Source organism: Corticibacter populi, from assembly GCF_004217315.1.
In the GTDB taxonomy this organism is placed as follows: domain Bacteria; phylum Pseudomonadota; class Gammaproteobacteria; order Burkholderiales; family Burkholderiaceae_C; genus Lampropedia; species Lampropedia populi.
The window spans coordinates 1-24,968 of sequence record NZ_SGWR01000003.1; the positions used below are offsets into that span (position 1 = coordinate 1).

The 24,968-nt window shown below is 62.8% G+C and carries 22 protein-coding genes, 1 tRNA gene and 3 pseudogenes; 18 read left to right on the forward strand and 8 right to left on the reverse strand.

The window, feature by feature from the left end; translation table 11 throughout:
• Positions 1 to 192: 192 nt before the first annotated feature.
• Both trmB and gluQRS read right to left on the reverse strand, forming a co-directional pair.
• A complete protein-coding gene (trmB, locus tag EV687_RS10845; RefSeq protein WP_122228898.1) occupies positions 193 to 951 on the reverse strand; it encodes a tRNA (guanosine(46)-N7)-methyltransferase TrmB in 759 nt (252 codons plus the stop codon).
• A gap of 75 nt (positions 952 to 1,026) precedes the next feature.
• Positions 1,027 to 1,974: a tRNA glutamyl-Q(34) synthetase GluQRS gene (gene gluQRS / locus EV687_RS10850; RefSeq protein ID WP_122229029.1), complete on the reverse strand. Its 948-nt coding sequence runs from the start codon at positions 1,972 to 1,974 to the stop codon at positions 1,027 to 1,029.
• Positions 1,975 to 2,027: 53 nt separating this feature from the next.
• Between gluQRS and EV687_RS10855 the strand changes: the two genes are divergently transcribed.
• From EV687_RS10855 to EV687_RS19390, 3 genes are all read left to right on the forward strand, one after another.
• The gene (locus EV687_RS10855) at positions 2,028 to 2,930 is read left to right on the forward strand and encodes a tyrosine-protein phosphatase (RefSeq protein ID WP_341273261.1); all 903 of its coding nucleotides are present in this window, start codon (positions 2,028 to 2,030) and stop codon (positions 2,928 to 2,930) included.
• Between the two features lie 114 nt (positions 2,931 to 3,044).
• Positions 3,045 to 3,120 (forward strand) — tRNA-Lys (locus EV687_RS10860).
• A 264-nt stretch (positions 3,121 to 3,384) separates the two neighbouring features.
• Positions 3,385 to 3,549, forward strand: coding sequence for an integrase core domain-containing protein (locus EV687_RS19390; RefSeq protein WP_122228894.1), 165 nt, complete (start codon positions 3,385 to 3,387; stop codon positions 3,547 to 3,549).
• A 48-nt stretch (positions 3,550 to 3,597) separates the two neighbouring features.
• On the opposite strand, the pseudogene EV687_RS10870 reads toward EV687_RS19390, so the two are convergent.
• Both EV687_RS10870 and EV687_RS10875 read right to left on the reverse strand, forming a co-directional pair.
• Positions 3,598 to 4,274: pseudogene (locus EV687_RS10870) on the reverse strand (DDE-type integrase/transposase/recombinase); the annotation flags it as partial.
• Positions 4,275 to 4,376: 102 nt separating this feature from the next.
• Complete coding sequence (locus EV687_RS10875; RefSeq protein WP_122228892.1) at positions 4,377 to 5,294, reverse strand: LysR family transcriptional regulator; 918 nt, start codon at positions 5,292 to 5,294, stop codon at positions 4,377 to 4,379.
• Positions 5,295 to 5,560: 266 nt separating this feature from the next.
• Here EV687_RS10875 and EV687_RS10880 point away from each other — a divergent pair, with 266 nt between their 5' ends.
• The 7 genes from EV687_RS10880 (at position 5,561) to EV687_RS10910 (ending at position 12,970) form a co-directional block, all read left to right on the forward strand.
• Positions 5,561 to 6,292, forward strand: coding sequence for an SDR family oxidoreductase (locus EV687_RS10880; RefSeq protein WP_122228890.1), 732 nt, complete (start codon positions 5,561 to 5,563; stop codon positions 6,290 to 6,292).
• Positions 6,289 to 7,539: an MFS transporter gene (locus EV687_RS10885; RefSeq protein WP_122228888.1), complete on the forward strand. Its 1,251-nt coding sequence runs from the start codon at positions 6,289 to 6,291 to the stop codon at positions 7,537 to 7,539. The genes EV687_RS10880 and EV687_RS10885 overlap by 4 nt, the downstream gene beginning before the upstream one ends.
• Before the next feature lie 15 nt (positions 7,540 to 7,554).
• Positions 7,555 to 9,984 (forward strand): membrane-bound PQQ-dependent dehydrogenase, glucose/quinate/shikimate family, encoded by a 2,430-nt coding sequence (locus EV687_RS10890; protein WP_122228886.1) that lies wholly within the window; start codon positions 7,555 to 7,557, stop codon positions 9,982 to 9,984.
• Between the two features lie 151 nt (positions 9,985 to 10,135).
• Positions 10,136 to 10,936 carry an SDR family NAD(P)-dependent oxidoreductase gene (locus EV687_RS10895; RefSeq protein ID WP_122228884.1) on the forward strand — a complete coding sequence of 267 codons (801 nt, stop codon included), beginning with the start codon at positions 10,136 to 10,138 and terminating at the stop codon, positions 10,934 to 10,936.
• Positions 10,937 to 10,978: 42 nt separating this feature from the next.
• On the forward strand, positions 10,979 to 11,725 hold the full coding sequence (locus EV687_RS10900; protein WP_122228882.1) for a putative quinol monooxygenase: 747 nt from the start codon (positions 10,979 to 10,981) through the stop codon (positions 11,723 to 11,725).
• 61 nt (positions 11,726 to 11,786) lie between these two features.
• Complete coding sequence (locus EV687_RS10905) at positions 11,787 to 12,356, forward strand: NADPH-dependent FMN reductase (protein WP_122228880.1); 570 nt, start codon at positions 11,787 to 11,789, stop codon at positions 12,354 to 12,356.
• An 8-nt stretch (positions 12,357 to 12,364) separates the two neighbouring features.
• Positions 12,365 to 12,970: an RICIN domain-containing protein gene (locus tag EV687_RS10910; RefSeq protein WP_207226442.1), complete on the forward strand. Its 606-nt coding sequence runs from the start codon at positions 12,365 to 12,367 to the stop codon at positions 12,968 to 12,970.
• Positions 12,971 to 13,072: 102 nt separating this feature from the next.
• On the opposite strand, the gene EV687_RS10915 is transcribed toward EV687_RS10910, so the two are convergent.
• Positions 13,073 to 14,101 carry a LacI family DNA-binding transcriptional regulator gene (locus tag EV687_RS10915; RefSeq protein WP_122228878.1) on the reverse strand — a complete coding sequence of 343 codons (1,029 nt, stop codon included), beginning with the start codon at positions 14,099 to 14,101 and terminating at the stop codon, positions 13,073 to 13,075.
• A 158-nt stretch (positions 14,102 to 14,259) separates the two neighbouring features.
• Between EV687_RS10915 and EV687_RS10920 the strand changes: the two genes are divergently transcribed.
• The 8 genes and pseudogenes from EV687_RS10920 to EV687_RS10955 all read left to right on the forward strand — a co-directional run.
• Positions 14,260 to 15,249, forward strand: a complete 990-nt coding sequence (locus tag EV687_RS10920) for a Bug family tripartite tricarboxylate transporter substrate binding protein (RefSeq protein ID WP_122229027.1) — start codon at positions 14,260 to 14,262, stop codon at positions 15,247 to 15,249.
• Positions 15,250 to 15,251: 2 nt separating this feature from the next.
• Positions 15,252 to 16,067 (forward strand): HpcH/HpaI aldolase family protein, encoded by an 816-nt coding sequence (locus tag EV687_RS10925; protein ID WP_122228876.1) that lies wholly within the window; start codon positions 15,252 to 15,254, stop codon positions 16,065 to 16,067.
• Between the two features lie 11 nt (positions 16,068 to 16,078).
• Positions 16,079 to 17,506, forward strand: a complete 1,428-nt coding sequence (locus tag EV687_RS10930) for an FAD-binding oxidoreductase (protein ID WP_122228874.1) — start codon at positions 16,079 to 16,081, stop codon at positions 17,504 to 17,506.
• A gap of 101 nt (positions 17,507 to 17,607) precedes the next feature.
• The gene (gene araD / locus EV687_RS10935; protein ID WP_122228872.1) at positions 17,608 to 19,335 is read left to right on the forward strand and encodes an L-arabinonate dehydratase; all 1,728 of its coding nucleotides are present in this window, start codon (positions 17,608 to 17,610) and stop codon (positions 19,333 to 19,335) included.
• Positions 19,336 to 19,433: 98 nt separating this feature from the next.
• On the forward strand, positions 19,434 to 20,411 hold the full coding sequence (locus tag EV687_RS10940) for a Bug family tripartite tricarboxylate transporter substrate binding protein (protein WP_122228870.1): 978 nt from the start codon (positions 19,434 to 19,436) through the stop codon (positions 20,409 to 20,411).
• A 115-nt stretch (positions 20,412 to 20,526) separates the two neighbouring features.
• Positions 20,527 to 21,969: an NAD-dependent succinate-semialdehyde dehydrogenase gene (locus tag EV687_RS10945; protein ID WP_122228868.1), complete on the forward strand. Its 1,443-nt coding sequence runs from the start codon at positions 20,527 to 20,529 to the stop codon at positions 21,967 to 21,969.
• Positions 21,970 to 22,063: 94 nt separating this feature from the next.
• Positions 22,064 to 22,525 (forward strand): annotated as a pseudogene (locus EV687_RS10950) (transposase); the annotation flags it as partial.
• Positions 22,526 to 22,559: 34 nt separating this feature from the next.
• Positions 22,560 to 23,075, forward strand: a pseudogene (locus EV687_RS10955) (IS3 family transposase); the annotation flags it as partial.
• Between the two features lie 100 nt (positions 23,076 to 23,175).
• On the opposite strand, the gene EV687_RS10960 reads toward EV687_RS10955, so the two are convergent.
• The 3 genes from EV687_RS10960 to EV687_RS10970 all read right to left on the reverse strand — a co-directional run bounded on the left by EV687_RS10960 (position 23,176) and on the right by EV687_RS10970 (position 24,968).
• Complete coding sequence (locus EV687_RS10960) at positions 23,176 to 23,718, reverse strand: YbaN family protein (protein WP_207226443.1); 543 nt, start codon at positions 23,716 to 23,718, stop codon at positions 23,176 to 23,178.
• A complete protein-coding gene (locus EV687_RS10965) occupies positions 23,718 to 24,308 on the reverse strand; it encodes a biliverdin-producing heme oxygenase (protein WP_122229023.1) in 591 nt (196 codons plus the stop codon). The genes EV687_RS10960 and EV687_RS10965 overlap by 1 nt, the downstream gene beginning before the upstream one ends.
• A 93-nt stretch (positions 24,309 to 24,401) precedes the next feature.
• Complete coding sequence (locus EV687_RS10970) at positions 24,402 to 24,968, reverse strand: hypothetical protein (protein WP_130466493.1); 567 nt, start codon at positions 24,966 to 24,968, stop codon at positions 24,402 to 24,404.

Genomic DNA, 24,968 nt, shown 5'->3' on the forward strand with positions numbered 1-24,968 from the left:
TCCCGTGTGAAAGTAGGTCATCGTCAGGCTCCTATTGAAAACCCCCCTCAGGTCGTCCCTGTGGGGGGTTTCGCTTTGCTGATATGCCGGATTACCCAAGAATTCGGCGAGGACGAGCTGGCACCGCAGCAGAAGGACAGTCATGGAAAAGGCGCCTGTATGGCGCCTTTTCCATGGATCCGGCTGGATGTTTTAGTTCGCCGATGGAGAAGTGGTAAACAAAACATCCCACACGCCATGGCCGAGCCGGCGACCGCGCTGCTCGAACTTGGTGATGGGGCGATACCAGGGGCGTTCCGCATAACCGCTGTCGAGCTGCCCAAGATTATGCAGGACCGGGTTGGCCTCCAATACGCTCAGCATTTGCTGGGCGTATTCCTCCCAGTCTGTTGCACTATGGAGATAGCCGCCAGGCCGAATGTGCGGAAGCAACAGTTCGATGAACGGTGCTTGAATGAGGCGCCGTTTGTGGTGCCGTTTCTTGTGCCAGGGGTCGGGGAAGAAAATATGCACCCCGCTGAGTGCCTGCATGGGCAGCATGTTCTGCAGCACTTCGACCGCATCGTGCTGAATGATGCGGATATTCTGAATGTTTTCATCGCGGATGCGCTTGAGCAGCGCGCCGACACCAGGGATGTGCACCTCGCAGCACAGAAAATTCTCATCGGGCCGCTGGCGGGCAATGTGCGCGGTGGCATCCCCCATGCCAAAGCCGATTTCCAGGATGGTGTCGGCATCCCTTCCAAATGCCGCGGCCAAGTCGATGGCCTGATCCTGGTAGGGCAGAACAAATTGCGCACTCAGTGTATCCAGCGCCTCTTGCTGGGCGGTCGTGGTGCGACCGGCCCGCATGACGAAGCTGCGGATTTTCTTGTGGTGTCGGGTGTGCTCGCCGGAAGTCGCCGAGACGGTTCTGGCTTCCGTGCCTGGGGATGGACTGTGGTCTTGCATGGGTGAAATTGTGCCCGAAAGAATGCCCGGACTCGATCCGCTTCCTGCCTGCAATGGCAATGGATGTGTCGATGTTCAGGCCCCCCTGCTCGGCAGCGGATAGCGCTGCGGCCAGGCGTGGACCCAGCTCTGCAGCGCATCGCTCGGCCGATGACTGGGACCAAGGTTCGATGTCGGCAGGCCGAGGCGTTCTGCGGCCTGGCACAGCACGACCAGCGGTTGCTTTGCATCGATGCTGGGTGCGCCATTGCTTTTCGAGAGCTTTTCGCCACGACCATCGAGGGCGAGCGGGATGTGCAGATACGACGGTTGTGGGTGGTGAAGAATTTTTTGCAGCAGGATCTGGCGCGCGGTGTTGTCGAGCAGATCTTCTCCTCTGACGATGTGCGTGACGCCCTGCAGAGCGTCATCGACCACGCAGGCGAGCTGGTAGCTCCACATGCCATCGGCGCGCAGCAGCACAAAATCGCCCACAGCGCTGGCTACGTCCTGCTGCTGTAGGCCCCGTCTGCGGTCCTCCCATGCGATTATGGCGTCGGGTGCCTGCGCCTTTGCCGTGTGCAGGCGCCATGCCCTGACCGGTGACACTTGCGTCCGTTGCGCGCAGGTGCCCGGATATGCCAGGGTCTCGAATCGGAAGCGCTGCATGCCTCGTGCAGCCCAGGCCTGCTCGATGTCCTTGCGGGAACAACTACAAGGGTAGGTCAAGCTGCGCTGGCGCAGCGCATCGAGGGTTTGTTGATAGATGCGATGGCGGGTGCTTTGCCATTGTGGCGGAGCATCCGACTGCAGGCCCAGGGCTTCCAACTGCGCGAGAATGTAGCGTCCGAATTCCGCCCGACTGCGTTGCGTATCGACATCCTCGATGCGCACCAGCCACTGGCTGGCAAAGCCTTGTGCCTGGGCGGCGCGGGCGTCGAGCCAGCTGGCCAGCGCTGCGACGACCGAGCCCAGGTGCAGTGGGCCAGTAGGGGAAGGGGCAAAGCGCCCGATGTAGCGGGGCGGCGATATGGCGGGGCACATGATGCAGGCTATCGATTGTGCCTCCATTTGCGGGCTTTGCCTAAGTGTTCAAGATGGGCTGGCGCTGGCAAGATGTTTGCCAGCATGTCTGTTCTGTTTCAAGGCGTCAATATCAAGTCATGGTTGCAATAATTCACGATATGTATGAGTCGCAAGCTGATCAGGCGTTGGCGGAACGGCGGGCGGTGGCGCTGCAGGGCGCCAGCAACTTCCGCGATCTGGGCGGCTATCCCGCGCGGGATGGACGACAGGTGCGGCTCTGCACGCTGTATCGGTCGGACCATCTTTCCGGCCTGACGGCGGCGGATTGGCAGGTCCTCAAAACGCTGGGAGTGCGAGATGCGATCGACTTTCGCGGAGAGCGTGAGAGCCGGGCCAATGCGTATGAAATGGCGGGTGTGACGCGCTGGCACCTGCCCATCGAGCCCCAGGTCGTGCAGGAAATCCATGCGCTGCAGACGGCGGGCCGGCAACTGGATGAGGCCGCGACGCATGCGTTGATGGAACAAACCTATGCGGCATTCGTGCGCGACAATACCGATCAATACCGGCGGTTCTTCGAACTGCTGCTTGAGGCGCCGGGACCATTGGTTTTCCACTGCACCGCTGGCAAGGACCGCACCGGCTTTGCGGCAGCCTTGCTGCTGGAGGTGCTAGGGGTGGCGCAGCCAGCCATCATGCATGACTATCTGCTGACCAATGCGCTTTATCTGCGTCCGGCGCTGTCAGGGCTGGTGCTGCCAGAAGGCGTGCTCAACGTGCTGTGGCGGGTCGCCCCCACTTTCCTGGAGGCCGCCTATGGTGAGATCGACAGGCATTTCGGCGGCATGCCGGCTTTTCTGGAGGACGGGCTTGGCCTGCGCGCACAGGAGCAAGAGGCCTTGCAGGCGCGGTACTTGTCGCAGGCGCCAGTCTCCCGAATGCCTCTGGCCGATGGGATGACGCAGCGGGCTTGACCACTTTCTTTCCCCTTAATGGTTCATTTTTTGCAGGTTTTTCCGTCGTGCCGTGAAATTGGCCTATAATCATGCCTTCCTTAATTGCTCTGCCGTAGTCGTGGAGCAAGCAAAGGGCTCTTAGCTCAGTTGGTAGAGCAGCGGACTCTTAATCCGTTTGTCGTAGGTTCGATCCCTACAGGGCCCACCATAGAATTTAATTGAAATCAAGCACTTGGCGCGAAAGCGGTAAGTGCTTTTTTCTTGCGACGCGCTCCATGTAGCCGCTGTGTAGCCGACAGAAAGCAGAATCTCCACGAAGCCTGTATCCAAGAGCAAGGTTGCGCAGTAACGGTTTCTCTATACAGCGGGACCAAGCTAGCACTCACCTGTCGGGATTTCATGACGTGGGTTGCTTCACGCGGCATTCGGCATCATCTATCTCTATCGATGCAGGTAGTGTGCCGCAAAGAGCCTGCATCAAGCGCCTAGCAAGCTTCGACACGAGTGTTTGGACGAACAATCGTTCGAAACATTGGTACAGACATATCAGGAGATCGCCCAAAGGCGGCACGATTTCAACGACGTGCGTCCCCATAGTTCACTGTGGCACACCCCGCGCCCGAGCTTCACCTCCTGACATCATCAGCACATGCGGTGTCAGGAGGTCTGCAGAACCATCGATTCGCTAGATGCTCAGTCCCGGCATTAGATGGATCGGATGGATTCTGAACCGCTCGGGCTCGGGTTGTCCACTGCTTGCAGATGCATTCGCAGGGTGTCAGGCCCTTCTGTGTCCTGAGCATGCGAGCGAAGTTGTCGGCATCGATGAAGTTGACGAGGTGCTGCCGCAGCTGTGCGTGATCGTAGTAGAGGAAGCGCTTGACGGTGGCTTCCTTGATGATGGTTCGGCTCATCCGTTCGGCCTGACCGTTGATCCAAGGGTGCTTGACCTGGGTCAGGCGGTGTTCAATGTCATGCTCCTCGCAGACTCCACCGAGGATGTGCTTGAAGGCATACCGGTCTGAGCTGCGGTTGGTGAATTGGATGCCCTTGTCGGTGAGCACCGTATGAATGACGTACGGTACAGCCTCGATCACATTGCGCAGGAATTGCGCTACCGTCATCTTGTCGGCCTAGGGATGAAGTTCGGTGAGCGCGAACTTTAAGGTTCGATCGATGGCTCCGAAGAGATAGAGCTTCCGCTCGGCCGTCTGTACTTGGGCGATGTCGACATGGACGTAGCCGATCGGGTCGCCCTTGATTTCGGGCAGCCGTGAGATGCCATGGCGCTGCAGGCAGCAATGCAGCGAGGAACGCGTCAAGTGCGGGAGCTGTGTAGAGGCAGTCATCCAGTGGCAGCAGCCCAGGGGGCAGGTCATCAGCATGTTCGGAACCAACGTTACCGCATCGACTGCTTCGACATACAAACTTAAAGGTGTCTGACCGAGCCCCAAAAGGTTTACGTCAATCTCGCCAGCGACGCCTTATGCCATGCCCAAAGCTGTTCTGCAGGTAATCAACGAAAGCTCTGATGCGTCTACTCTGCCGACGACCGGGAGCAACGACGGCGTAGAGGTTGTAAAGATTGGGCTCCGCCAACTCATATTCTTCAAGCACAGGCACAAGCCTCCCTTCCGCGACATCGGCGGCAATGTCGATGCTGGATTTCAGAACAACTCCTGCTCCAGCAATCGCCCAGTTGCGCAGTGTGTTGCCTTCGTTGGCAGTACGGTCGCCGCTGACTCGAACAGCAAAATCCCGGCTGCCGTCCTGGAAGTGCCATTGCGACTGCGGCGCATCGGGCCGGGCAAGCACCATGCAATTGTGATGCAGAAGGTCATTGGGGTGAGATGGCTTGCCTTTTTGCTTCCAATAGTCGGGAGATGCGCACACCTGGCGGGTGCCGCGAACCAGCAATCGGTTGTCGGAGTGCAATTTGCTCGGCGATCCCATACGCAAGGCCACGTCAAAGCCTGCTTCGGTCAGGTCAAGCACGGAGTCGCTCAGGAACAGCGACATGCGGACTTCGGGGTGACACCGCATGAAGCCATCTATTACCGGCGCCAGACTATTACGGCCAAAGTCGCTCGTGGCAGTCACACGAATGTCGCCACGCAACGGCCCTGAATCGGATAGCGAGTCCATCGCCTCCTGGATTTCCGTCAGGATGCGCCGGCAGTCGAGCAGGAATCGCTCCCCCTCCGGGGTCAGTGAAAGGCGCCGTGTGGTGCGCGTGACCAGCACCACACCGACCATCTCTTCCAGACGTTGCAGCCCGAGTGTGGCAACTGAAGGGGCGATCGCCAGTGAACGAGCCGCAGCGACCAAGCTGCCGTTATCAGCAATGGTAATGAATAGACGGAAAAGACTGATTTGATCCATTATTCTTAAATTAAGAATTAACAATTGATTATTTTAAGTATTATATATTATTTTATAAATGATAAGATTGCGTTGCAGCACTGCTTCAGATGATTTTCTGCTCATTTATCCATCAGTGATTTATCAGTGCTCATCTTGCCTCGAGCATTCGTAGCACGGCATTCAGTAAAGCCTGATTGGGTTGACGTCGAAACCTCGACGATCGTCAGTGCGGAAGTGGATAGCGGGCGTAGCCGATTGATACAACCAAGATCAGGAGTTTCCTCATGTCGCATTCGTTTGACCAACAGCGCATTCTGGTCGTCGGAGGCAGTTCTGGCCTCGGCGAAGCTGCCGCCAAGGCCTTTGCTCAAGCCGGCGCGCAGGTCGTGATCGCCTCGCGCAATCAGCAGCATCTGGATGCCGCTGCAGCGCGCATCGGCGCTGGCGTGACGCACCCCGTACAGACTGCCGTGCTCGACACCACCGACGATGCATCGGTCGAAGCTTACTTCGCCCAGGCGGGCAGCTTCGATCACGTCGTCGTCACCGCCGCCCAGACACCCGGTGGCCTGGTGCGCGAGTTGCCGCTGGCCGATGCGTATAGCGCCATGAACAGCAAGTTCTGGGGAGCCTACCGCGTGGCGCGTGTGGCCTCGATCCGCGAGCGCGGCACGCTGACCTTCATTTCAGGCTTCCTGAGCGTGCGCCCCGGCAACTGGGTGCTGCAAGGCGCCATCAACGCCGCGCTCGAAGCGCTGGCGCGCGGCCTGGCGCTGGAACTGGCGCCGCAGAAGGTGCGCGTCAACGCCGTCTCGCCCGGCATGATCGCCACGCCGCTATGGAGCGGCATGCCCGAGGCCGAGCGCCAGAAGATGTACGAAAACGCTGCTGCCACGCTGCCGGCGCGCGTGACGGGTCAGCCCGAAGACATCGCCAACGCCATCCTGTTCCTGGCTTCCACCCCCTACGCCACGGGATCGACCGTGCTGGTGGATGGCGGCGCGGCGATCGCATGAGTTCGGAGACGCTTGAACTGCAAAAAGCTGGCGGCACGCCACTGGCGATCTGGGCACTGGCGCTGGGCACCTTTGGCATCGGCGTCACGGAGTTTGTGATCGCCGGTCTGCTGCCGCTGGCGGCACAGGAGTTCGGCATCTCGGTGCCCGCAGCGGGCAACCTGGCCACCAGCTATGCGCTGGGCGTGTTCGTGGGTGCACCGGCCGTGGTCATGCTCGGCAACCGCCTGCCGCGCAAGACGCTGATGGTGCTGATGATGGTCGTGTTCATCCTGGGCAACCTGCTGACCGCGGCCGCGCCGGGCTTTGCCTGGGCGCTGGCCGGGCGCGTGCTCACCTCGATGGCGCATGGCGCCTTCATCGGCGTGGGCGCCATCATCGCCAGTTCGCTGGTGCCGCCGCAGCGCCGTGCCAGCGCGATCGCACTGATGTTCACCGGCATGACGCTGGCCAACCTCGCCGGCATTCCGGCCGGTACCTGGCTGGGTCATGCCGTGTCGTGGCGCGCCACCTTCTATGCGGTGGCGGCGATTGGCGTGCTGACGCTGATCGCGCTGGTTGCCTGGCTGCCGCGCGATACCGTGCGCCGCGACCCGCCGCGCCTGGGCCCCGAGCTGAGCGCCTTTCTTGACCCCGGCGTGCTGCTGGCGATGGCCATTACCGTGCTCGGCCCAGCCGCCTTCTTCACCTCGCTGACCTACATCGCGCCGATGATGCGCGAGGTGGCCGGGTTTGGTGAGAACGGCGTGACCTTCATCCTGTTTCTGTTCGGACTCGGCCTGTTCATCGGGAACCTGGTGGGCGGGCGCTTTGCCGACCGCGCGCTGATGCCGGTGCTCTACGTCACCCTGGGCGGCCAGGCGCTGGTGCTGCTGGCGTTCTGGCTGCTGGTCGACAGCCGCGTCGCCTCATCGGTCTGCGTTTTCCTGATGGCCGCGTTTGGCTTTGCCAGCGTCTCACCCATCCAGAAGCTGGTGATGGACAAGGCCAGCGCTGCCGGCGCACCCAACCTGGCCTCGTCGGTCAACATCGGCATGTTCAACCTTGGCAATGCGATCGGGGCCGCCCTGGGCGGACTGGTGATCGCACACGGGTTTGGACTGGCCGCTCCCAATGCCGTCGCGGCGCTGCTGTCCATGGCAGCACTGGCCGTGGCGCTCTGGCTGGGCCGCACATCGCAGCGCCCGGCTGATACCCGACTGTCGCACAAGCCCGCAGAAGGCCAGGGCGACATGCGTTGTAACTAAAAAAAAGAGGTTCCTATGGCTACGGTTTCCAAACGCTCGCCATTGCTGATGCGTATCGTCGGAGGGCTGCTGGCCCTCCTGGGTCTGGTGCTTGCCGCAGGGGGGGCTTGGCTGATCGCCCTGGGTGGCTCCTGGTTCTACCTGTTTGCCGGGCTTGCCATGGCGGGGGTGGGTGTAGGCTTGGTGCGCGCACGCGCCTGGGCGCTGTGGCTGGCGTTGGCCTTGCTGTTAGCCAGCGCGATCTGGGCATTCAGCGAAGTCGGTACCGACTTCTGGCAATGGGTGCCGCGCTCGATCGCCTTCCTGGTGGTGGCGCTGGTGGCCGCCATCGCCGCGCCGCGCCTTTACCGTGATGGCGACGTCGGCGACCGGCCCGCGCTGGGCCGCAAGCCCGCTGGCGCGCTGGCGCTGGTATTGCTGGCGGGCATCGTCGGCATCTTCGCCGGCATGTTCCGCCCGCACCCTACGGTGGTCGCCAAACCGGACGCCAGTGCCCCGGTCGTCCACCCTGATGCGGGTCAGGACAGCGGCAACGACTGGCCGGCCTGGGGCCGCAACACGGGTGGCAACCGCTACGTGCAGTTCGATCAGATCAACAAGGCCAACGTCAAGGATTTGCAGGTGGCCTGGACTTACCGCACCGGCGACTTGGCCGTCGATGGCGCTGAGTATCAGGTCACGCCGCTCAAGATCGACGACACCTTGTACCTGTGCACGCCGCTGAACAAGGTGATCGCCGTCGATGCCGTGAGCGGCCAGGAAAAATGGCGGTACGACCCCCAACCGAAGATCACCGCTAGCACTCGCGGCTGGAAGCGCTGCCGGGGCGTCGGCTACGCTGATCTGGATCAGTTACGCCCTTCGCCCGATGGACACACCACGGAGGCGAACACAGCCATGCCAGCCACCTGCCGCAAGCGCATCGTCAGCACGACCATCGACGCGCGCCTGTTCACGCTCGATGCCCAGACCGGCAAGCTGTGCGAGGACTTTGGCAACCAGGGCTTCGTCGATCTGACCGTGGGCCTGAGTCCCACCCCTGCCACCAGTGACGAGGGCACCTACAACGTCACCTCGGCACCGCTCGTGGCTGATGGCGTGGTCATGGTGGGTGGGCGCCTCAACGACAACCTCACGGTGGGCGAGCCCTCGGGCGTAGTACGTGGATTCGACGTGTCTACCGGCGAACTGCTGTGGGCCTGGGATGCCGCTCGTGGCGCCAGCGATAGCAGCCCGCTGCCCGCCGGCGAAACCTACGCGCCAGAGACACCCAACTTCTGGGGCACGGCCGCCTACGACCCCGAACTGGGCCTAGCCTATTTTCCCACAGGCAACCAGACGCCCGATTTCTGGACTGGCAACCGCCACCCTTATTCCGACGAGTACAACGACTCGATCGTGGCCGTGGAACTGAAGACCGGCAAGGAGCGCTGGCACTTCCGTACCGCTAACATTGATCAGTTCGACTACGATGTGTCGTCGCAGCCCATCCTGCACGACTTGAAGAAAGCCGACGGCAGTGTCGTTCCGGTGGTGATCCAATTGACCAAGCGTGGTCAGGTGTTCGTGCTCGACCGACGCGATGGCACGCCGGTGGTGCCGGTGGAGTACCGCAAGGTCTCCACCGACGCGATGCCCGGCATGCAGGTGGCCGATACGCAGCCGCATTCGGCCATTTCGGTGGGAACCGAGCCGTTCAAGGAATCGGACATGTGGGGCGCGTCGATCTTCGACCAGCTCTACTGCCGTATCCAGTTCAAACAGATGCGCTGGGAGGGCGAATTCACCCCGCTGTCCGACAAGCAGCGCACGCTGATCTACCCTGGCTACTACGGCGGCATGAATTGGGGCGGCGGCGCACTCGACGCGGCCACTGGCACGCTGATCGTCAACGACATCCGCATGGCGCAGTGGGGCCGCTTCATCAAGCAGGACGAGGCCTTGCGCATCGGCCTCAAGCCAAGCACTGAGGGGGAGTACTCCACCCAGACCGGCACGCCATGGGGCGTTGAGCGCTCCATGTTCATCTCGCCATTGGGCGTGCCTTGCTTCAAGCCGCCATTCGGCACACTGAGCGCCATTGACCTGGCCTCTGGCGAGACCAAGTGGCAGGTGCCGATGGGCACGATTCAAGATGCGCCAGTGCACGGCATCGTGCCAGGCGTGCGCATTCCGTTGGGCATGCCGACCATGGGCGGCCCGCTGGTCACTGGCGGCGGCCTGACCTTCTTCCACGGCACGCTCGACTACTACGTGCGCGCCATGGACAACGACACCGGCGAAGAGCTGTGGCGCGGCCGCCTGCCCGTGGGCGGGCAGGGCGCGCCGATGAGCTACGTCGGCGCCGATGGCAAGCAGTACGTGGTGGTGGTCGCTGGCGGCGCTACGCGCACCGGCACCAACGACAACCGCGGCGACTACGTCATCGCCTACCGGTTGCCGTAAGCCTCAACGCTGCTACAACACGCAGCACCCGAGCTGCAAGCAGGCAGCTTCGCACCCCTCGGCCCGCGCGGCCGGAGGTCATTCGGGACGGTGCCATGCCCCACCCACTGGCCGCATTGGCGCCGCTCCCGCTCACACAAGGAGAGTCCCCATGAACATCGACCTTTCCGGCAAGACCGCCCTCGTCACCGCCTCCACCGGCGGCATCGGACTGGCCATCGCGCAAGGGCTGGCCCGAAGCGGTGCGCGCCTGATCCTCAACGGCCGCAACGAGGCCAGCGTGGCGCGCGGCCTGCAGGCGCTACGCGAAGCCGCGCCCGATGCGCAGGTACATGCCGTCGCCGCCGACCTGGGCGACGCCGCCGGCGTGCAGATGCTGCTGGACGGCGTGGGCAGCCAGCCCATCGACATCGTGATCAACAACGCCGGCACCTACGGCACGCTGGACTTTTTTGACACCGACGATGCCACCTGGGAGCACTACTGGCAGCTCAACGTGATGTCGGGGGTGCGACTGTCGCGGGCGTTGCTGCCGGCCATGGTGCAGCGCGGCTGGGGGCGAGTGGTGTTCATCTCGTCCGAGTCGGCGCGCAACATTCCAGCCGACATGATCCATTACGGCGTCAGCAAGACGGCGCTGTTGAGCCTCTCGCGCGGCCTGGCCAAGCGCGTGGCCGGTAGCGGCGTCACCGTGAATGCGGTGCTGCCCGGCCCCACCACGTCCGATGGCTTCATTGCCATGCTGGAAAAGCAGATCGCCGGCACCGACAAGACGCTGGAGCAGGCGGGGCGCGAGTTCGTCATGACCCACCGTCCCAGCTCGGTGATCCAGCGCCCGGCCAGCACCGAAGAAGTGGCCAACATGGTGGTCTACGTCGCCTCCGAGCAGGCCTCGGCCACCTCGGGCGCCGCGCTGCGCGTCGATGGCGGCGTGGTCGACGACATCGTCTGACGCCTCCTAGCCTGCCCGCACCCCACTTTGACAGGAGTTTTCATGTTCCGATCGCCCCGCCTGGGCCTGTTCGCCGCTTCCATCGCGATGTGCGCATTGACTGCGTGCTCAAGCACGCCAACCGCGCCAAGCCCTGCGGCCAATGCCGACGCCGACGCGCCTGCGCTGTTCAGCACCATCGCCCTCAGCCCCGCTGCCTACGACGAATTTGCCACAGTGATGCAGGCCAATGCGCAGGCTTCGCGCGCCGAGCCCGGCAACGTTTCGTTTGAGGTGTTCCGCCCCGAAGACGGCACGCCAACGCTGCTGCTGTTCGAGCGCTGGGCCGACCAGGCCGCCATCGCGCAGCACGACAGCCAGCCCCATCTGACCGCCGTGCAGAATGCCGTGCGCACCGCAGGTGCCCAAGCGTCTACGCTGCACACGCTGGTCGAAGTGCAGCCCTCCGGCGCCGCCACGCGCCGCGCCCCGCTCGATGCTGCCACGTCGCGCAACGTGCTGGTGGTGCTCAAGGTCAAACCCGAGGCCGAAGCCACCTTCGTGCAGGCCTGGCGCGATGTGTTCCCGCACGCCCGCTCGGCCCCTGGCAACGCCGTGTTCGAGATCTACCGCGACACCCTCACGCCGCAGACCTACGTGCTGATCGAGCGCTGGGACAGCGCCGCCGCGCATGAGGCTCACCTGGCCCAGCCATACTCGGCCGCGCTCGATGCCGTGCTGCCCGACACATTGGCCGCGCCCATCGTCGATGGCGAGAGCCGCTTCCTCGCCCACGGCGTGCTGGACTGAGCGCCCAACCTGCCTGCACTTGCCTTTTCCTCTCTTTCTGCAACCACCCAAGGAGCCCTTCATGAGCAAACTCCGCATCGGCGTCATCGTTGGCAGCAACAGTCAGTCGTCCATCAACCGCAAGCTGGCCCAGGCGCTGGTGAAACTGGCCCAGAACGAGGCCGAGTTCACCTTCATCGATCTGGCCGCGCTGCCCTTCTACAACCGCGACGACGACGCCGCCTACCCGGCCGCCTTCCAGCAGCTCAAGGACACCGTGCGCGCGCAGGACGGCATCCTGTTCGTCACGCCCGAGCACAACCGCTCGGTGCCGGCGCTGCTCAAGAACGCACTGGACGGCGCCAGCCGCCCCTACGGCACCAGCGCCTGGTCGGGCATTCCGGCCGCTGTGATCGGCACCGCTGCGGGCGGCCCCGCCACCTCGATGGCGCAGCAGCACCTGCGCAACATCCTGGCTTACCTGAACATGCCCACGCTGGGCCAGCCTGAGGCCTTCATCCGCTGGACGCCCGAGTTGCTCGACGCCGAAGGCAACGTCGGCGCCGCCAGTCACGACTTCCTCAAGACCTACATGGACACCTTCATCGGCTGGGTCAAGTGCCTGCCCAAGGCGGAGCACCCATGCGCATGAGTTTGAGCATGCACGCACCCACGACCATGGCGACTACGGCGCTGACGGCCTTGCTGGCACTCGCCGCCTCGGCCTTTGCGGCCGAGCCCAAAGACGCGCGCTCCGCGCCAGCGGCCCGGCAAACGCCGGCGGTCGGCCACTTCAAGCTGATCGATAGCCTTGACCGCCCGCAGGACGGCTACTGTCTGGACATCGTCGGCTCGGGGCCCCACATCCGCTTTGACCTGCCGATGACCGCGCACAACTGCAAGCCCGGCCTCTACGAGGACGAAGCCGTGTCCATCGAGGCCAACGGCCGCATCCGCTTTCCCGCCTACAACGCCTGTGCCACCGTCGCCGGCCTGAACGGCCGGGCACTGCCGGGCGCCGCCGTGGTGCCGCGCGGCTGCGGCGAGCGCACGCCGTTTCTTGATGCCGAGGCGCTGCAACGCTTTGTCATCCACGACGACGGCCGTGTCGAACTGCACGGCTCGGGCCTGTGCATGACCGCCGGCGACCAGTCGGACTCCACGTTCGACGCCTCGCACCGCTGGCGCAGCCTCTACATGGACCGCTGCGACGCCATCGACCCGGCCCGCGCCCGCTGGCACTTCGTCGCCCACGAGGGCCGCTAACCCCGCATCGCCCGGGCAACCTTAACCGCCCGGCGACGGCTTTTTCTTTGCCTGTACCTGCGTGGCCAGCAAACACCCCCAACGCCACGGGTGCCCTGCTAGTTAGCTTTTCAATGCCGTGCTGGCTCTGGCAATCACCGCAAAGCCCACATCCCGGGCCGGCTCTGGCTGGCCCCCGCGCATGCGCGCAATCAGATCCTGCGCACCTAGGCGGCCAATATTGGCGCCATCAATTCGCACAGTCGAGAGCGCCGGGACACAATCGACTGCCAGCGCCTGATCGCCAAATCCCATAACACCCAGCTGTTGCGGTACGTTCAGACCCAGCGCATGGGCGTGCGCAAGTACGCCTTGCGCCAAAGCATCGGAGCTGCAGAAAACGGCATCGGCATGGTCGCACTTGGCGCGCAAGGCAGTCAGTGCCTCGCGCCCACGGCCGAGCTGCGGCCTTTGCTCAGGAAACACCACTTGCACCGGCTCTGGCGCCTGCAGTTCGGCAGCCGCCCGCAAGAAACCTTGTGCGCGACGCTGCGCGCGACTGTCATCGGCGCGCAGAATGGCCGGCCGCTTATAGCCACAGGCACGTAAATGGTGGAAGGCAGCGCGACCTGCCTCTTCTTGCGAGAACCCAACGGCCGCGTCCATAGGGTGAGGTATGTAATCCCAAAGCTCTACGACCGGAATATCGGCGCTGAGCAACAAGCGACGAGTGCGCATCGTGTGCTCGGTCCCTGTGAGCACCACCCCGTCAGGACGTCGGCTGAGCATGGCGGCAAGCCAGGTCTCCTCGTGTTCTACGTCATAGCTGGAAATGCCAAGCGTCGTCTCATACCGCGCTTCAGCCAGTGCAGTGATCAGCGCACCCACCATGTCCGAGAACAGCGAGTGTCCGATGGTCGGCACGATGGCCGCCACCAGTCGCGTTTGGCGCGAAGTGAGACCACCTGCCAACGAATTGGGCACGTAGCCGGACTGCTCCGCGGCGGATTGCACCCGCAAACGTGTGGACTCCGCCACCAGCTCCGGACGGTGCAACGCACGAGACGCGGTAATCGGTGAAACGCCCGCCAGCCGAGCCAAATCCTTGAGGGTTGGCGCAGCAGCGCCGCGCGAAAAACTGCGAGTGGACACGCGTTGCCTCCTGCGAACACTTGATACACCAATGATTGCGTTGTCATGATAGCACTGACAGCAACCATGCGTTGCAGACTAAATCTAATAGTAGTCCCGAATGGATACGCGCCGTTAAAACTGAAATGATTGCGCAATCATTCATGACGGAGACAACGATGGTTAAAGTTCGCGGAGTTTATCGACGGCACCTTCTTTTGCTCTTGGCTGCGGCAGCGCTCGCGCCGCTGACAGTTGCAGCGCAATCAGACTATCCAAGCCGACCAATCAGCTTGATCGTTCCATTTCCTCCAGGCGGACAAACCGATGCAATCGGGCGTCTAGTAGGTGATCGACTGTCCAAAGCGCTGAATCAAACCGTCGTCGTGGAGAACAAGCCGGGCGTTAACGGCTCACTCGGCTCCGATTTCGTCGCGCGAGCTAAACCCGATGGGTACACGCTGATCATCGGTGGGCCTGGCTCACACGCCATCAATCAACTGGTGAACAAGAACGTCAAATACGACACGCGCAAGGATTTCACCCACATTGCCATGATCAGTCGTGGCCCCATGCTGCTGCTGGCAGCACCCACCCTGAACGAGAAAACATTGGCTGACGTCGTGAATATGGCAAAAGCCAATCCCGACTCGCTCAATATGGCCCTGACCGGCATCGGCTCGTCGGGCCACATGACGACCGAACTGCTCAAACAAAGCGCTGGCATCAGCTTCAACGCCGTGCCTTACAAAGGAGACTCGCCCGCGATGGCCGACTTAACCGGTGGCCACGCCGACCTGCTCTTCGTACCCGCTACTTCCGCCATTCCGTTCGTGCAAAGCGGCAAGCTGCATGCACTAGCAGTAACCAGCGAGAGCCGTCTTCCTGCTCTGCCCGATGTGCCCACCATGGCCGAAGCTGGCCAACCGCAGGTCGTTAACTATTCATGGGCAAACCTTGCTGGCCCAGCCGGTTTGCCGGATGACATCGTGCAGAGACTCAACGATGCCACCCAGGGCATCCTCGCCGAAGCAGACTTTGTTGAGCGGCTGGCGACTATGAGCAATGAACCAACGCCCGGCACATCGCAACAGGCCCGCGATTTCGTCGCTGCAGAAGTCGCTCGTTGGATCGACGTGGTGGAAAAAGCCAACATTGAGGTCCAGTAACCGTGCTCCCAGTCAACCACTTCAAGCGCGCTCTGCGCGAGGGCCAGCCGCAGATCGGCATCTGGTCCACCATCCCCTCGCCCTTTGTGAGTGAACTGATCGGCGGCGCCGGCTACGACTGGGTGTTGATGGACACCGAGCACACGCCCACCGACGTGCCTTTGATGCTCGAACAGTTGCGTGCGTTGGCGGCTGCCCAGCCCGCGCCCGGCACCTTGCCCACGCACGCTGTGGTGCGTCCGGCCTGGAACGACACGGTGCTCATCAAGCGTTACTTGGATCTTGGCGCGCAAACGTTGCTGTTGCCTTTCGTGCAGAACGCCCAAGAAGCCGAATCGGCCGTGCGCGCGATGCGCTACGCGCCTGAAGGAATCCGCGGCATGGGCGGCTCAACCCGAGCCTCCAACTTTGGGCGCACCACCGACTACGTTGCGCGCGCCGCTGACGAGTTGTGCCTGCTAGTCCAGGTTGAAACGGCAGAGGCACTTGATCAGATCGAAGCCATCGCAGCAGTGGACGGGGTTGACGGCATCTTCATTGGCCCGGCAGACCTCTCCGCCAGCTTGGGCTATGCCGGCCAGATGCGACACCCGGAAGTCACCCGCATCATCAACGATGCTCTGGCCCGCATCCGCGCCACAGGCAAGGCATCGGGCATTTTGATGGTGGATGCCCAGCGCGCGCGCGAATGCCTGGACCTTGGCGTTCAGTTCATCGCCGTGGCGCTGGACACGATCCTGTTGCGCGATGCCATGGATGCAGCCGCCGCCCGCTTTGGTCGCAGCGCAACCGGCGCTGGCGCCACCACCTCCTACTAAAAGAGTTTTCGATGTCTTTCGACTCCCAATCCTGGCTGGCGCGAGCACGTGCGCTCATTGGCGATGCCCACGTGCTCTCCAGCGACCGCGGCGATGACCTGTCGGCCTACACGCGCGACTGGCGCAATAAGTTTGAGGGCCCGGCTTTAGCGGTGCTGCGCCCGGCCAACACCGAAGAGGTGCAGGCCATCGTGCGCCTAGCCGCAGCCACGGGCGTAGCGATCGTGCCACAAGGCGGCAACACTGGTTTGTGCGGTGCCTCGGTGCCGGGCAGCACTGGCCCCCGTGCAGTGGTGCTGCAACTCGGGCGCCTCAACCGCATATTGGACATCGACGTCGAGAACAACACTGCCACCGTAGAGGCTGGCTGCGTGCTGCAAACGCTGCAACAGCAGGCAGCTGCAGTTGGGCGTCTTTTTCCGCTCTCGCTCGGGGCGGAAGGCTCGTGCCAGATCGGCGGCAACATTGCCACCAATGCCGGTGGCGTGCAGGTGCTGCGCTACGGCAACACGCGCGATCTGGTGCTGGGCCTAGAGGTCGTGCTGCCCGATGGCGAGCGCCTGGATCTGCTGCGGGGGCTACGCAAAGACAACACCGGCTATGACCTCAAGCAGCTGTTCATCGGTGCCGAGGGCACGCTGGGCATCATCACCGCCGCCACCGTCAAGCTGTTTGCCGCGCCCGATGCCCGCGTCGTAGCCTTTGCCGGTGTCGCCAGCGTCGCACAGGCTGTGCAGTTACTGGGGGCCATGCGTCAGCGCCTGGGCGAGCGCTTCACAGCGTTTGAGCTGATATCCGGTGAAGCCATCGCACTGGTGCGCCATTACTTTCCTGACACGCCTGCGCCGCTGCAGGGCGACTGGCCCTGGTACGTGCTGATGGAGGCCGCCGATGGTGGCGACGATGCCGTATTACGCGAGGCCATGCAGACGGCCCTGATGGCCTGCATGGAAGACGGTCAGCTGGAAGACGTCGCACTGGCTGGCAACGTGGCCCAAGGGCAAGCCCTGTGGATGCTGCGGGAGAACATCACGCACGCCCAGCAAATGGATGGCAGCAACATCAAACACGATGTGTCGCTGCCCATCTCCCGCATCCCCGCCTTCGTGGCGGCGATGTTGCCGCAACTGGCCCAGGCGTTCCCCGGCGCGCGGCCCATCGTCTACGGGCATCTGGGCGATGGCAACCTGCACTTTAACGTCAGCGCCCCCGCTGCCATTGAGCCTGGGTCCTGGCAACTTCAGACCGATGCGGTGAATCAGGTGATCCACGATGCAGTCGCCGCCCTGCACGGCAGTATCAGCGCCGAGCACGGTATCGGCCAGCTCAAGCGCCATGAGTTGCCGCTCTACAAGAGCGCCATCGAGCTAGATGTGATGCGGCGCGTCAAGCAAGCACTCGATCCAGTAGGCCTGATGAATCCAGGCAAAGTCCTTTAACTCATTGCAACAAGTCCGCAGTCGACTGGCCCCTTGCCGGCGGTAGCGCGTGCTGTGTCTGCGCGCAGCGCAGCCAGACTTCTCTACAAAAGAATCCCACCATGGCTATACCTTACGAGAGCCTGCGCAGCGCGCGCTGGTTTGCCCCCGATGACTTTCGCTCCTTCGGCCACCGCTCGCGCGTGCTGCAAATGGGCTACGGCTACGAGGATTGGATGGGCAAGCCCATCATCGCCATCGTCAACACCTGGAGCGACGCCAACCAGTGCCACGCGCACTTCAAGCAGCGCGTCGAAGACGTCAAGCGCGGCGTGCTGCAGGCGGGTGGCTTTCCACTGGAGCTGCCGGCGATCAGCCTGTCGGAGAGCATGGTCAAACCCACCACCATGCTCTACCGCAACTTCCTGGCGATGGAAACCGAGGAGCTGTTGCGCAGCCATCCCGTCGATGGCGCCGTATTGATGGGTGGTTGCGACAAGACCACACCGGGCCTCACGATGGGAGCGCTTAGCATGGGCCTTCCCTTCATCTATCTGCCCGCCGGGCCCATGCTGCGCGGCAACTGGAAGGGCAAGGTGCTGGGCTCGGGCTCGGACGCCTTCAAGTATTGGGACGAGCGCCGCGCCGGGCGCCTGTCCGAGCAGGCCTGGAAAGAGATGGAAGCCGGCATCGCGCGCAGCCACGGCACCTGTATGACCATGGGCACCGCCGCCACCATGATGGGCATCGCCGAGGCCGTGGGCCTAGCGCTGCCGGGCGCCAGCAGCATCCCGGCAGCCGACGCCAACCACATCCGCATGAGTGCCGAGTGCGGCCGCCGCATCGTCCAGATGGTGTGGGACGACTTCACGCCCGCGAAGATGCTCACGCGCGCCAATTTCGAGAACGGTATCGCCTGCGCGATGGCCATGGGTTGCTCGACCAACGCCATCATCCACCTGATCGCCATGTCGCGCCGCGCCGGCCACCCCGTCAGCCTGGACGACTTCGACGCCTTCAGCCGCCGTGTGCAGGTGATCGCCAATATCCGCCCCAGCGGCGACGCCTACCTGATGGAAGACTTCTTCTACGCCGGCGGCCTGCGCGGCATGCTCGAGCGCATCCGCCCGCACCTGAAGACCGAGGCGCTCACCGTCAACGGCAAGACCATCGGCGAAAACATCGCCGGCGCCGAGGTCTACAACGACGACGTGATCCGCCCCTTGGACAAGCCGATCTACGCCGAGGGTGCGCTCGCTGTGCTGCGCGGCAACCTGGCGCCCGACGGCGTGGTCATCAAGCCCAGCGCCGTGGCGCCGCACCTGCTGCGCCACACTGGCCGCGCACTGGTGTTCGACGATTATCCGAGCCTCAAGAAGGCCGTGGACGACCCGGATCTGGACGTCACCGGCGACGACATTCTGGTGCTGCGCAACGCCGGCCCGCTGGGCGCCGGCATGCCCGAATGGGGCATGCTGCCCATCCCCACCAAGCTGCTCAAGCAGGGCGTCAAGGACATGCTACGTCTGTCGGATGCGCGCATGAGCGGCACCAGCTACGGCGGCTGCCTGCTGCACTGCGCGCCCGAAGCGGCGATCGGCGGCCCGCTGGCACTGGTGAAAACCGGCGACCGCATCACCGTGGACGTGCCGGCGCGGACCATCCACCTGGAGATCAGCGACGAGGAACTGGCCGCGCGCCGCGCCGCCTGGACGCCGGCACCGCCGCGCTACGAGCGCGGCTACGGCTGGATGTTCGGCCGCCACATCAAGCAGGCCAACGAGGGCTGCGACTTCGACTTCCTCGAAACCACCTTCGGCAAGCCCGTGCCGGAACCCGACATCTTCTGAACGAAGAGAAAACTGCGGCGCCCTGCCATGCAGGGTGCGCGCAACACCAGCGCTTCACCACAACCACCACCATTGCCATCGCGCAAGGAGACAACACCATGAACCACGCTCTCGTAAGCACCATCGCTGCAGCCCTGCTCAGCTGCAGCATCGCCGCCCAGGCCCAGACTACGGCCTATCCCAACCAGCCCCTGAAATGGATCGTGCCGTATGCACCTGGCGGTACGACCGATGTGATGGCGCGCAACCTGGCCAGCCGCATGGGCCAGGACCTGGGCCAGTCCATCGTGATCGACAACCGCCCAGGCGCAGCCACCATCATTGGCGCAACCGCGCTTTCGCGCGCCCAACCGGATGGCTACACCATTGGCACCGCCGATTCCGGCACGCTGGCGTTCAACCCGGCGATGTACACGTCGCTGAGCTACGACCCCAACAGCGATTTCACCCTGATCGGCGGGCTCGGCCGCATGCCGCTGGTGCTGGCCGTCACGCCCAACTTTCCCGCGCAAAACGTGCAGGAGTTGCTGGAACTGGTGAAAAAGTCGCCCGGTGCGATCTCCAATGCCACCCCCGGCGCTGGCTCACCCCAGCACGTGGCGCTGGAGCTGTTCAAGCAGCGCACCGGTACCGATCTGATGCACGTGCCATACAAGGGCTCGGCGCCGGCGCTGCAGGATTTGATGGCGGGCCAGGTGCAGACGATGTTCACCGATCTGCCCCCCAGCCTCTCGGCCATCCGAAGCGGAAAAGTACGCGTGCTCGCCGTGGCCACCCCGCAGCGCCTGCCGCTTTTGCCCGATGTGCCAACGCTTGCGGAAGCGGGCGTGCCCGGCTTTGAGGCCTATGCCTGGCAAGGCTTGGTGGGCCCAGCGCAACTGCCCGACGCCGTCGTGGCGCGTTTGAGCCAGTCACTTACGGACGCGCTCCACGACAGCCAGACCCGCGGCAAGCTCGAAGAAATCGGCATCGAGCCGATGCCCATGTCTCCCGACGAGTTCACCCGCTTCGTGCAGTCGGAGCAAGCGCTGTGGGGCAACGTCATCAAGACGGCCAACATCCGTCTCAACCAATAAGAACGTCTTCAAAGAACGTGTTCAGGAAGCCGCTTAACCGCAGCTTCCGCAACAGGATCGCCTGCACAATCAAAGTGCAGCCATTGCCACCGCGTCACCCTCTGAAATCCCATCCATGACTGTCTCCTATCCCAACACTCAATTGTTGATCGCCAACGAATGGGTCGATGCCATCAGCGGCAACACCATTGCCGTACACAACCCGGCCACTGGCCAGGTCATCGGCCAGGTCGCCCACGCCGGCATCGCCGACTTGGACCGCGCGCTCGCTGCCGCGCAACAAGGCTTTGAAATCTGGCGCGATGCCTCGGTCTATGAGCGTGCCGCCGTCATGCGCCGGGCCGCCGCCTTGCTGCGCGAGCGCCGCGACGCCATCGCCCGGCTATTGACGCTGGAAAACGGTAAACCGCTTGTCCAGGCGCTTGGCGAAATCGACGCTGGCGCAGACATCATCGAATGGTTTGCCGATGAAGGCCGGCGTGTGTATGGCCGCATCGTTCCGGGCCGCAACACCGCCGCGCAGCAAATGGTGCTCAAGGAAGCCATCGGCCCCGTCGCCGCCTTCACACCCTGGAACTTTCCTGTAAACCAGATCGTGCGCAAGATCGGCGCTGCGCTGGCCTGCGGCTGCTCGTTTCTGTGCAAGGCGCCAGAAGAAACCCCGGCCTCGCCAGCTGAACTGCTGCGTTGCTTCGTCGACGCAGGCGCGCCGGCCGGCGTGGTGGGGCTGGTGTTCGGCAATCCGGCAGAAATCTCCAGCCACCTGATCGCGCACCCAATCATCCGCAAGGTCACATTCACCGGGTCAACCGCCATCGGCAAGCAACTGGCCGCTCTGGCAGGCCTGCACATGAAGCGCGTCACCATGGAGCTGGGTGGCCACGCGCCAGTCATCGTGGCCGAAGACGCCGACGTCGAATTGGCCGTAAAAACCGTGGGCGCAGCCAAATTCCGCAATGCCGGCCAGGTCTGCATCTCGCCAACGCGCTTTCTAGTGCACAGGAGCATCGTCGACTCGTTTGCGCAGGCCTTCAAGCACCATGCTGAAGGCTTGGTACTGGGCGATGGTCTGACAGAAGGCACCACGCTGGGGCCGCTGGCCAATCCGCGTCGCGTCACCGCCATGGAGCAGTTGGTCGAAGATGCCCGTCAACGCGGCGCCCATGTGTTGACTGGTGGTCATCGCGTCGGATCGGCTGGCAACTTTTTTGCTCCAACGCTTGTTCGCGTGGAAACGACCGAAGCCGACCTTTTCAACCAGGAGCCGTTTGGCCCCATTGCGGGAATCTTGCCGTTTGAACGGCTTGAAGATGCGATTGCCGAAGCCAATCGCCTGTCCTACGGTTTGGCCGCGTACGCATTCACCCAGTCTTTTAAGAACGTCCAACTGCTGGCCCATAGAGTCGAGACCGGTATGTTATGGATCAATCAGCCGGCCACGCCATCGGCCGAGTTGCCATTTGGTGGGATCAAAGACTCCGGCTACGGCACGGAGGGTGGGCCCGAGGCGATGGAGGCGTACCTCAACACGAAAGCCGTTTCAATAGTAGGAGTTTAGATCGGGTCTCTAGTAGTACCGTTTGAATCGCCCGGTATTGAACTGACCCCCAGAAGTTGGACGAACTTCAAGGGGTTTCACGAAGAAGTACAAAACGGAGTTCAAGCTGGAAGTCGTCCAGAGCTTCTTGGCGGGCGAAGGGGGCGCGAAGCTGCTGGCTCGCCGGTTGGCGGTGCCCGAGGAGAAGATTCGCACCTGGGTGAGCCATTACCGCCTGCACGGCATTGACGGCTTGCGCCCCAAGCGCAGCACGTACAGTGCGCAGTTCAAACTGCAGGTGCTGACCCATCAAGATCGCGAACAGCTCTTCAGCCGCCAGGTCGCGGCGATCTATGGCATCCGCAATCCCAACCAAGTCGTGATCTGGCGACGCAATATCGATCAAGGCCGCCTGCAGGCTCTCAAGAGCGAGAAAGAAGAGCGTCCCAAGATGAAGCCAAAACGACGCTGTGCAGCGCCGGCGAACATAGTCGCAACCGATGCGGCGCAGGCCCTGCGCGAAGAGAACGATCGACTACGTGCGGAGGTCGCGTACCTAAAAAAATGCAGGCCTTAATCCGGTCGAAGAGGTCAGCTGCGCCGACAAAGCGCGTCTGATTGCCGGGTTGAGGCGTCATCATAAATTGGCGGACCTGTTGCAGGTAGTAGGCGTGGTGCGCAGTACGTTCTACTACCAGTGCCAAGCGATCCAACGCGATCAACAAAGCTCCATGAAGGCCAAGATCCGCGCTGTCTACGACGAGCATAAGGGTCGCTATGGCTACAGACGAATCACGGCTGCGTTATGCCGATCGACGCAGGAACCGGTCAACTACAAGTGCGTGCAGCGTCTGATGCGGAAGATGGGGCTGCGCGCGTTGATTCGCGCAAAGAAGCGCTCCGGTCATGTTGCAGGCATGAGTGATGCGCAGGTGCCCAACGTTCTGCAGCGCGACTTCTGCGCAACCGCGCCCAACCAGAAGTGGGCGACCGATGTCACCGAGTTCAACGTGAAGGGCCACAAGCTCTACCTGTCGGCCTGCATGGACTTGTACAACGGCGAGATCGTCGCGTACCGCATGGCAAGACGTCTGGTCTGCTTAGCGACGCGCTGCATGGCGCGCTGAACTCGAAGCTGCGGCGCGGGAGGTGAAGTGTATCAATTAACTGGTTGATCGCGTTCGTCGTGGTGTCTGAGACGGCGCCGCTGGTCGGCTCGCCGGTGATTTATGGCTCTGGTGGAGCTTGAGCGCGCGAGGCCAGTGTTGTCTGATCGGTGCAGTCGACACCGCTGGTTGACACCGTGGCGGCATGGGCAACTGCCGCAACTGTTTCAGGCTGCTTCCACAGCCAGACCTGCACGGCCAGCATGCAGGCGATGGCCACCGCCACCAGCCAGGGATGTGGCACGGAGACGATCAGCAAGATGGAGCAGGTCGTCATCGAGAAGCTGGCCAGCCATTTGGCGCGCCGGCTCACGCACCTGCCGTCCTGCCAGCAGCGAAGCGTAGAGCCGAACAGCGGGTGCTCTAGCATCCATGCGTGAAAACGCGGCGAGCTGCGCGCGGCGGCCCAAGCCGCGAGCAGTATGAACTCGGTGCTGGGCAGCCCAGGGAGTATGGCACCGAGTGCAGCCAGTACCAAGCAGCTCACGGCCAGCGCCAACAGCAGTGCTTGCGTCAGCCGTGATCTGGCAGTGGTGACCGGTTGCACCGGCAACTGTTTCTGCCGTCGCTTGGTTCGCACATGCGGCCAGGCTGATCCGAACATCAGGCCTGACCGAAGTAGCGCGTCAGCAGTTCACCGAAGCGGTCGTAAGCGGCATTTGCTCCTGCAATGATGGCGTCGTGTTGCTCATTGCCGATCGCATCATTGTCGAGGGCCGCGACGAACCTGCGCCAGACCGTGGCACGGCCTTCCGGATAAGCGGCCAGATTGCGTGCGCCGAATGCCGCCGAGAAGCCAAGACTGGCCTGCGCTTCCTTGAAGAGGAAAGCTGCGCCCAGTGTGGACCCTTCCGAGACATAGAGCCAGCCCAGCGCCTCGGGCATGGCCACATCGGCACTGGCGAGCCGGTCCTGCGGCACTTCGGCACCCAGATCCTTAAGGTCGGCCAGCGATGCTTCCAGGCGGCCGCGTACATGTAAGTCCGACACGGCCTTTTGCACTGCGGCGTTCTTAAACAAGTGCTCGATATCACGTTGGAACAGATACTGCGCGGCCACAAAGCGGGTATACGCCTCAGGGCTGGAGAACGGGGCGCCATACTCCATCAGTTGATGCATGCGTTCATGCTGGGCATTGGTCTCCAGTTTGAGTCGAGCGGAGAGCTGCGGACGTTCGAGTGTTGCAGTGATCATGATCGTGATGGATGGATAGTGCAGTAGCGCCAAAGGTGGTCGCATGGACGTTCGAATAAGCCGTTTTTACAGCAGGCCTTCATACTTCGCACGTTAAAATTTTTTAAGAAAACCAAGTGGTTTTTCTGCAGGCGTTTGGTGGTATTGAAGGATGACGCGGTGCCAGAGCCACAGAACGCCGGGGACGGTGACCAGCAGGTTGGCGCTGTTGAACAGTGCCCCGTAGCCGCTAATGAGCAGCCAGCCTGTAGCACCCCGCTGCAGGCAGTGCCAAAAGCCACCATGGCAGTGCAGGCCCCCCGGCTGAGCGCTCAGCCACAGCACCAATGCGAGCATGAGCAGCAGGTAGCTGATCAGACCCGTCAGCAGTGCTCGCCAGTAACGGTAAGGATGATGGTGCTCCTGCCCAAGTCGGCACTGCAGCAGGCTCAGCAAACCTGCGATGGCAAGCCCTGCGAGGCTCAGGCCCAGACTGAAGTTAATGCTGCCAAGCCGTGCAGGCCCGAAAGCCCAGTTGTTGAGCACCAATGACGGTAGCCACAAGAAGGCAGCGGCATTGACGCATGCGCCGATCATCCAGATGGCGAGACAGGCAAGCACATATGTCACGCATCTCAAGCGTACTTGCCGCTGGGGCTTTTGCTTGGGTGGTTGTTGCAT

Coding starts and splice junctions, on each gene's coding strand:
- trmB (WP_122228898.1), bottom strand. CDS start 951: ATGCAAGACCACAGTCCATCCCCAGGCACGGAAGCCAGAACCGTCTCG.
- gluQRS (WP_122229029.1), bottom strand. CDS start 1,974: ATGTGCCCCGCCATATCGCCGCCCCGCTACATCGGGCGCTTTGCCCCT.
- EV687_RS10855 (WP_341273261.1), top strand. CDS start 2,028: ATGGGCTGGCGCTGGCAAGATGTTTGCCAGCATGTCTGTTCTGTTTCA.
- EV687_RS10875 (WP_122228892.1), bottom strand. CDS start 5,294: ATGGATCAAATCAGTCTTTTCCGTCTATTCATTACCATTGCTGATAAC.
- EV687_RS10880 (WP_122228890.1), top strand. CDS start 5,561: ATGTCGCATTCGTTTGACCAACAGCGCATTCTGGTCGTCGGAGGCAGT.
- EV687_RS10885 (WP_122228888.1), top strand. CDS start 6,289: ATGAGTTCGGAGACGCTTGAACTGCAAAAAGCTGGCGGCACGCCACTG.
- EV687_RS10890 (WP_122228886.1), top strand. CDS start 7,555: ATGGCTACGGTTTCCAAACGCTCGCCATTGCTGATGCGTATCGTCGGA.
- EV687_RS10895 (WP_122228884.1), top strand. CDS start 10,136: ATGAACATCGACCTTTCCGGCAAGACCGCCCTCGTCACCGCCTCCACC.
- EV687_RS10900 (WP_122228882.1), top strand. CDS start 10,979: ATGTTCCGATCGCCCCGCCTGGGCCTGTTCGCCGCTTCCATCGCGATG.
- EV687_RS10905 (WP_122228880.1), top strand. CDS start 11,787: ATGAGCAAACTCCGCATCGGCGTCATCGTTGGCAGCAACAGTCAGTCG.
- EV687_RS10910 (WP_207226442.1), top strand. CDS start 12,365: ATGCACGCACCCACGACCATGGCGACTACGGCGCTGACGGCCTTGCTG.
- EV687_RS10920 (WP_122229027.1), top strand. CDS start 14,260: ATGGTTAAAGTTCGCGGAGTTTATCGACGGCACCTTCTTTTGCTCTTG.
- EV687_RS10930 (WP_122228874.1), top strand. CDS start 16,079: ATGTCTTTCGACTCCCAATCCTGGCTGGCGCGAGCACGTGCGCTCATT.
- araD (WP_122228872.1), top strand. CDS start 17,608: ATGGCTATACCTTACGAGAGCCTGCGCAGCGCGCGCTGGTTTGCCCCC.
- EV687_RS10940 (WP_122228870.1), top strand. CDS start 19,434: ATGAACCACGCTCTCGTAAGCACCATCGCTGCAGCCCTGCTCAGCTGC.
- EV687_RS10945 (WP_122228868.1), top strand. CDS start 20,527: ATGACTGTCTCCTATCCCAACACTCAATTGTTGATCGCCAACGAATGG.
- EV687_RS10960 (WP_207226443.1), bottom strand. CDS start 23,718: ATGTTCGGATCAGCCTGGCCGCATGTGCGAACCAAGCGACGGCAGAAA.
- EV687_RS10965 (WP_122229023.1), bottom strand. CDS start 24,308: ATGATCACTGCAACACTCGAACGTCCGCAGCTCTCCGCTCGACTCAAA.
- EV687_RS10970 (WP_130466493.1), bottom strand. CDS start 24,968: ATGCAACAACCACCCAAGCAAAAGCCCCAGCGGCAAGTACGCTTGAGA.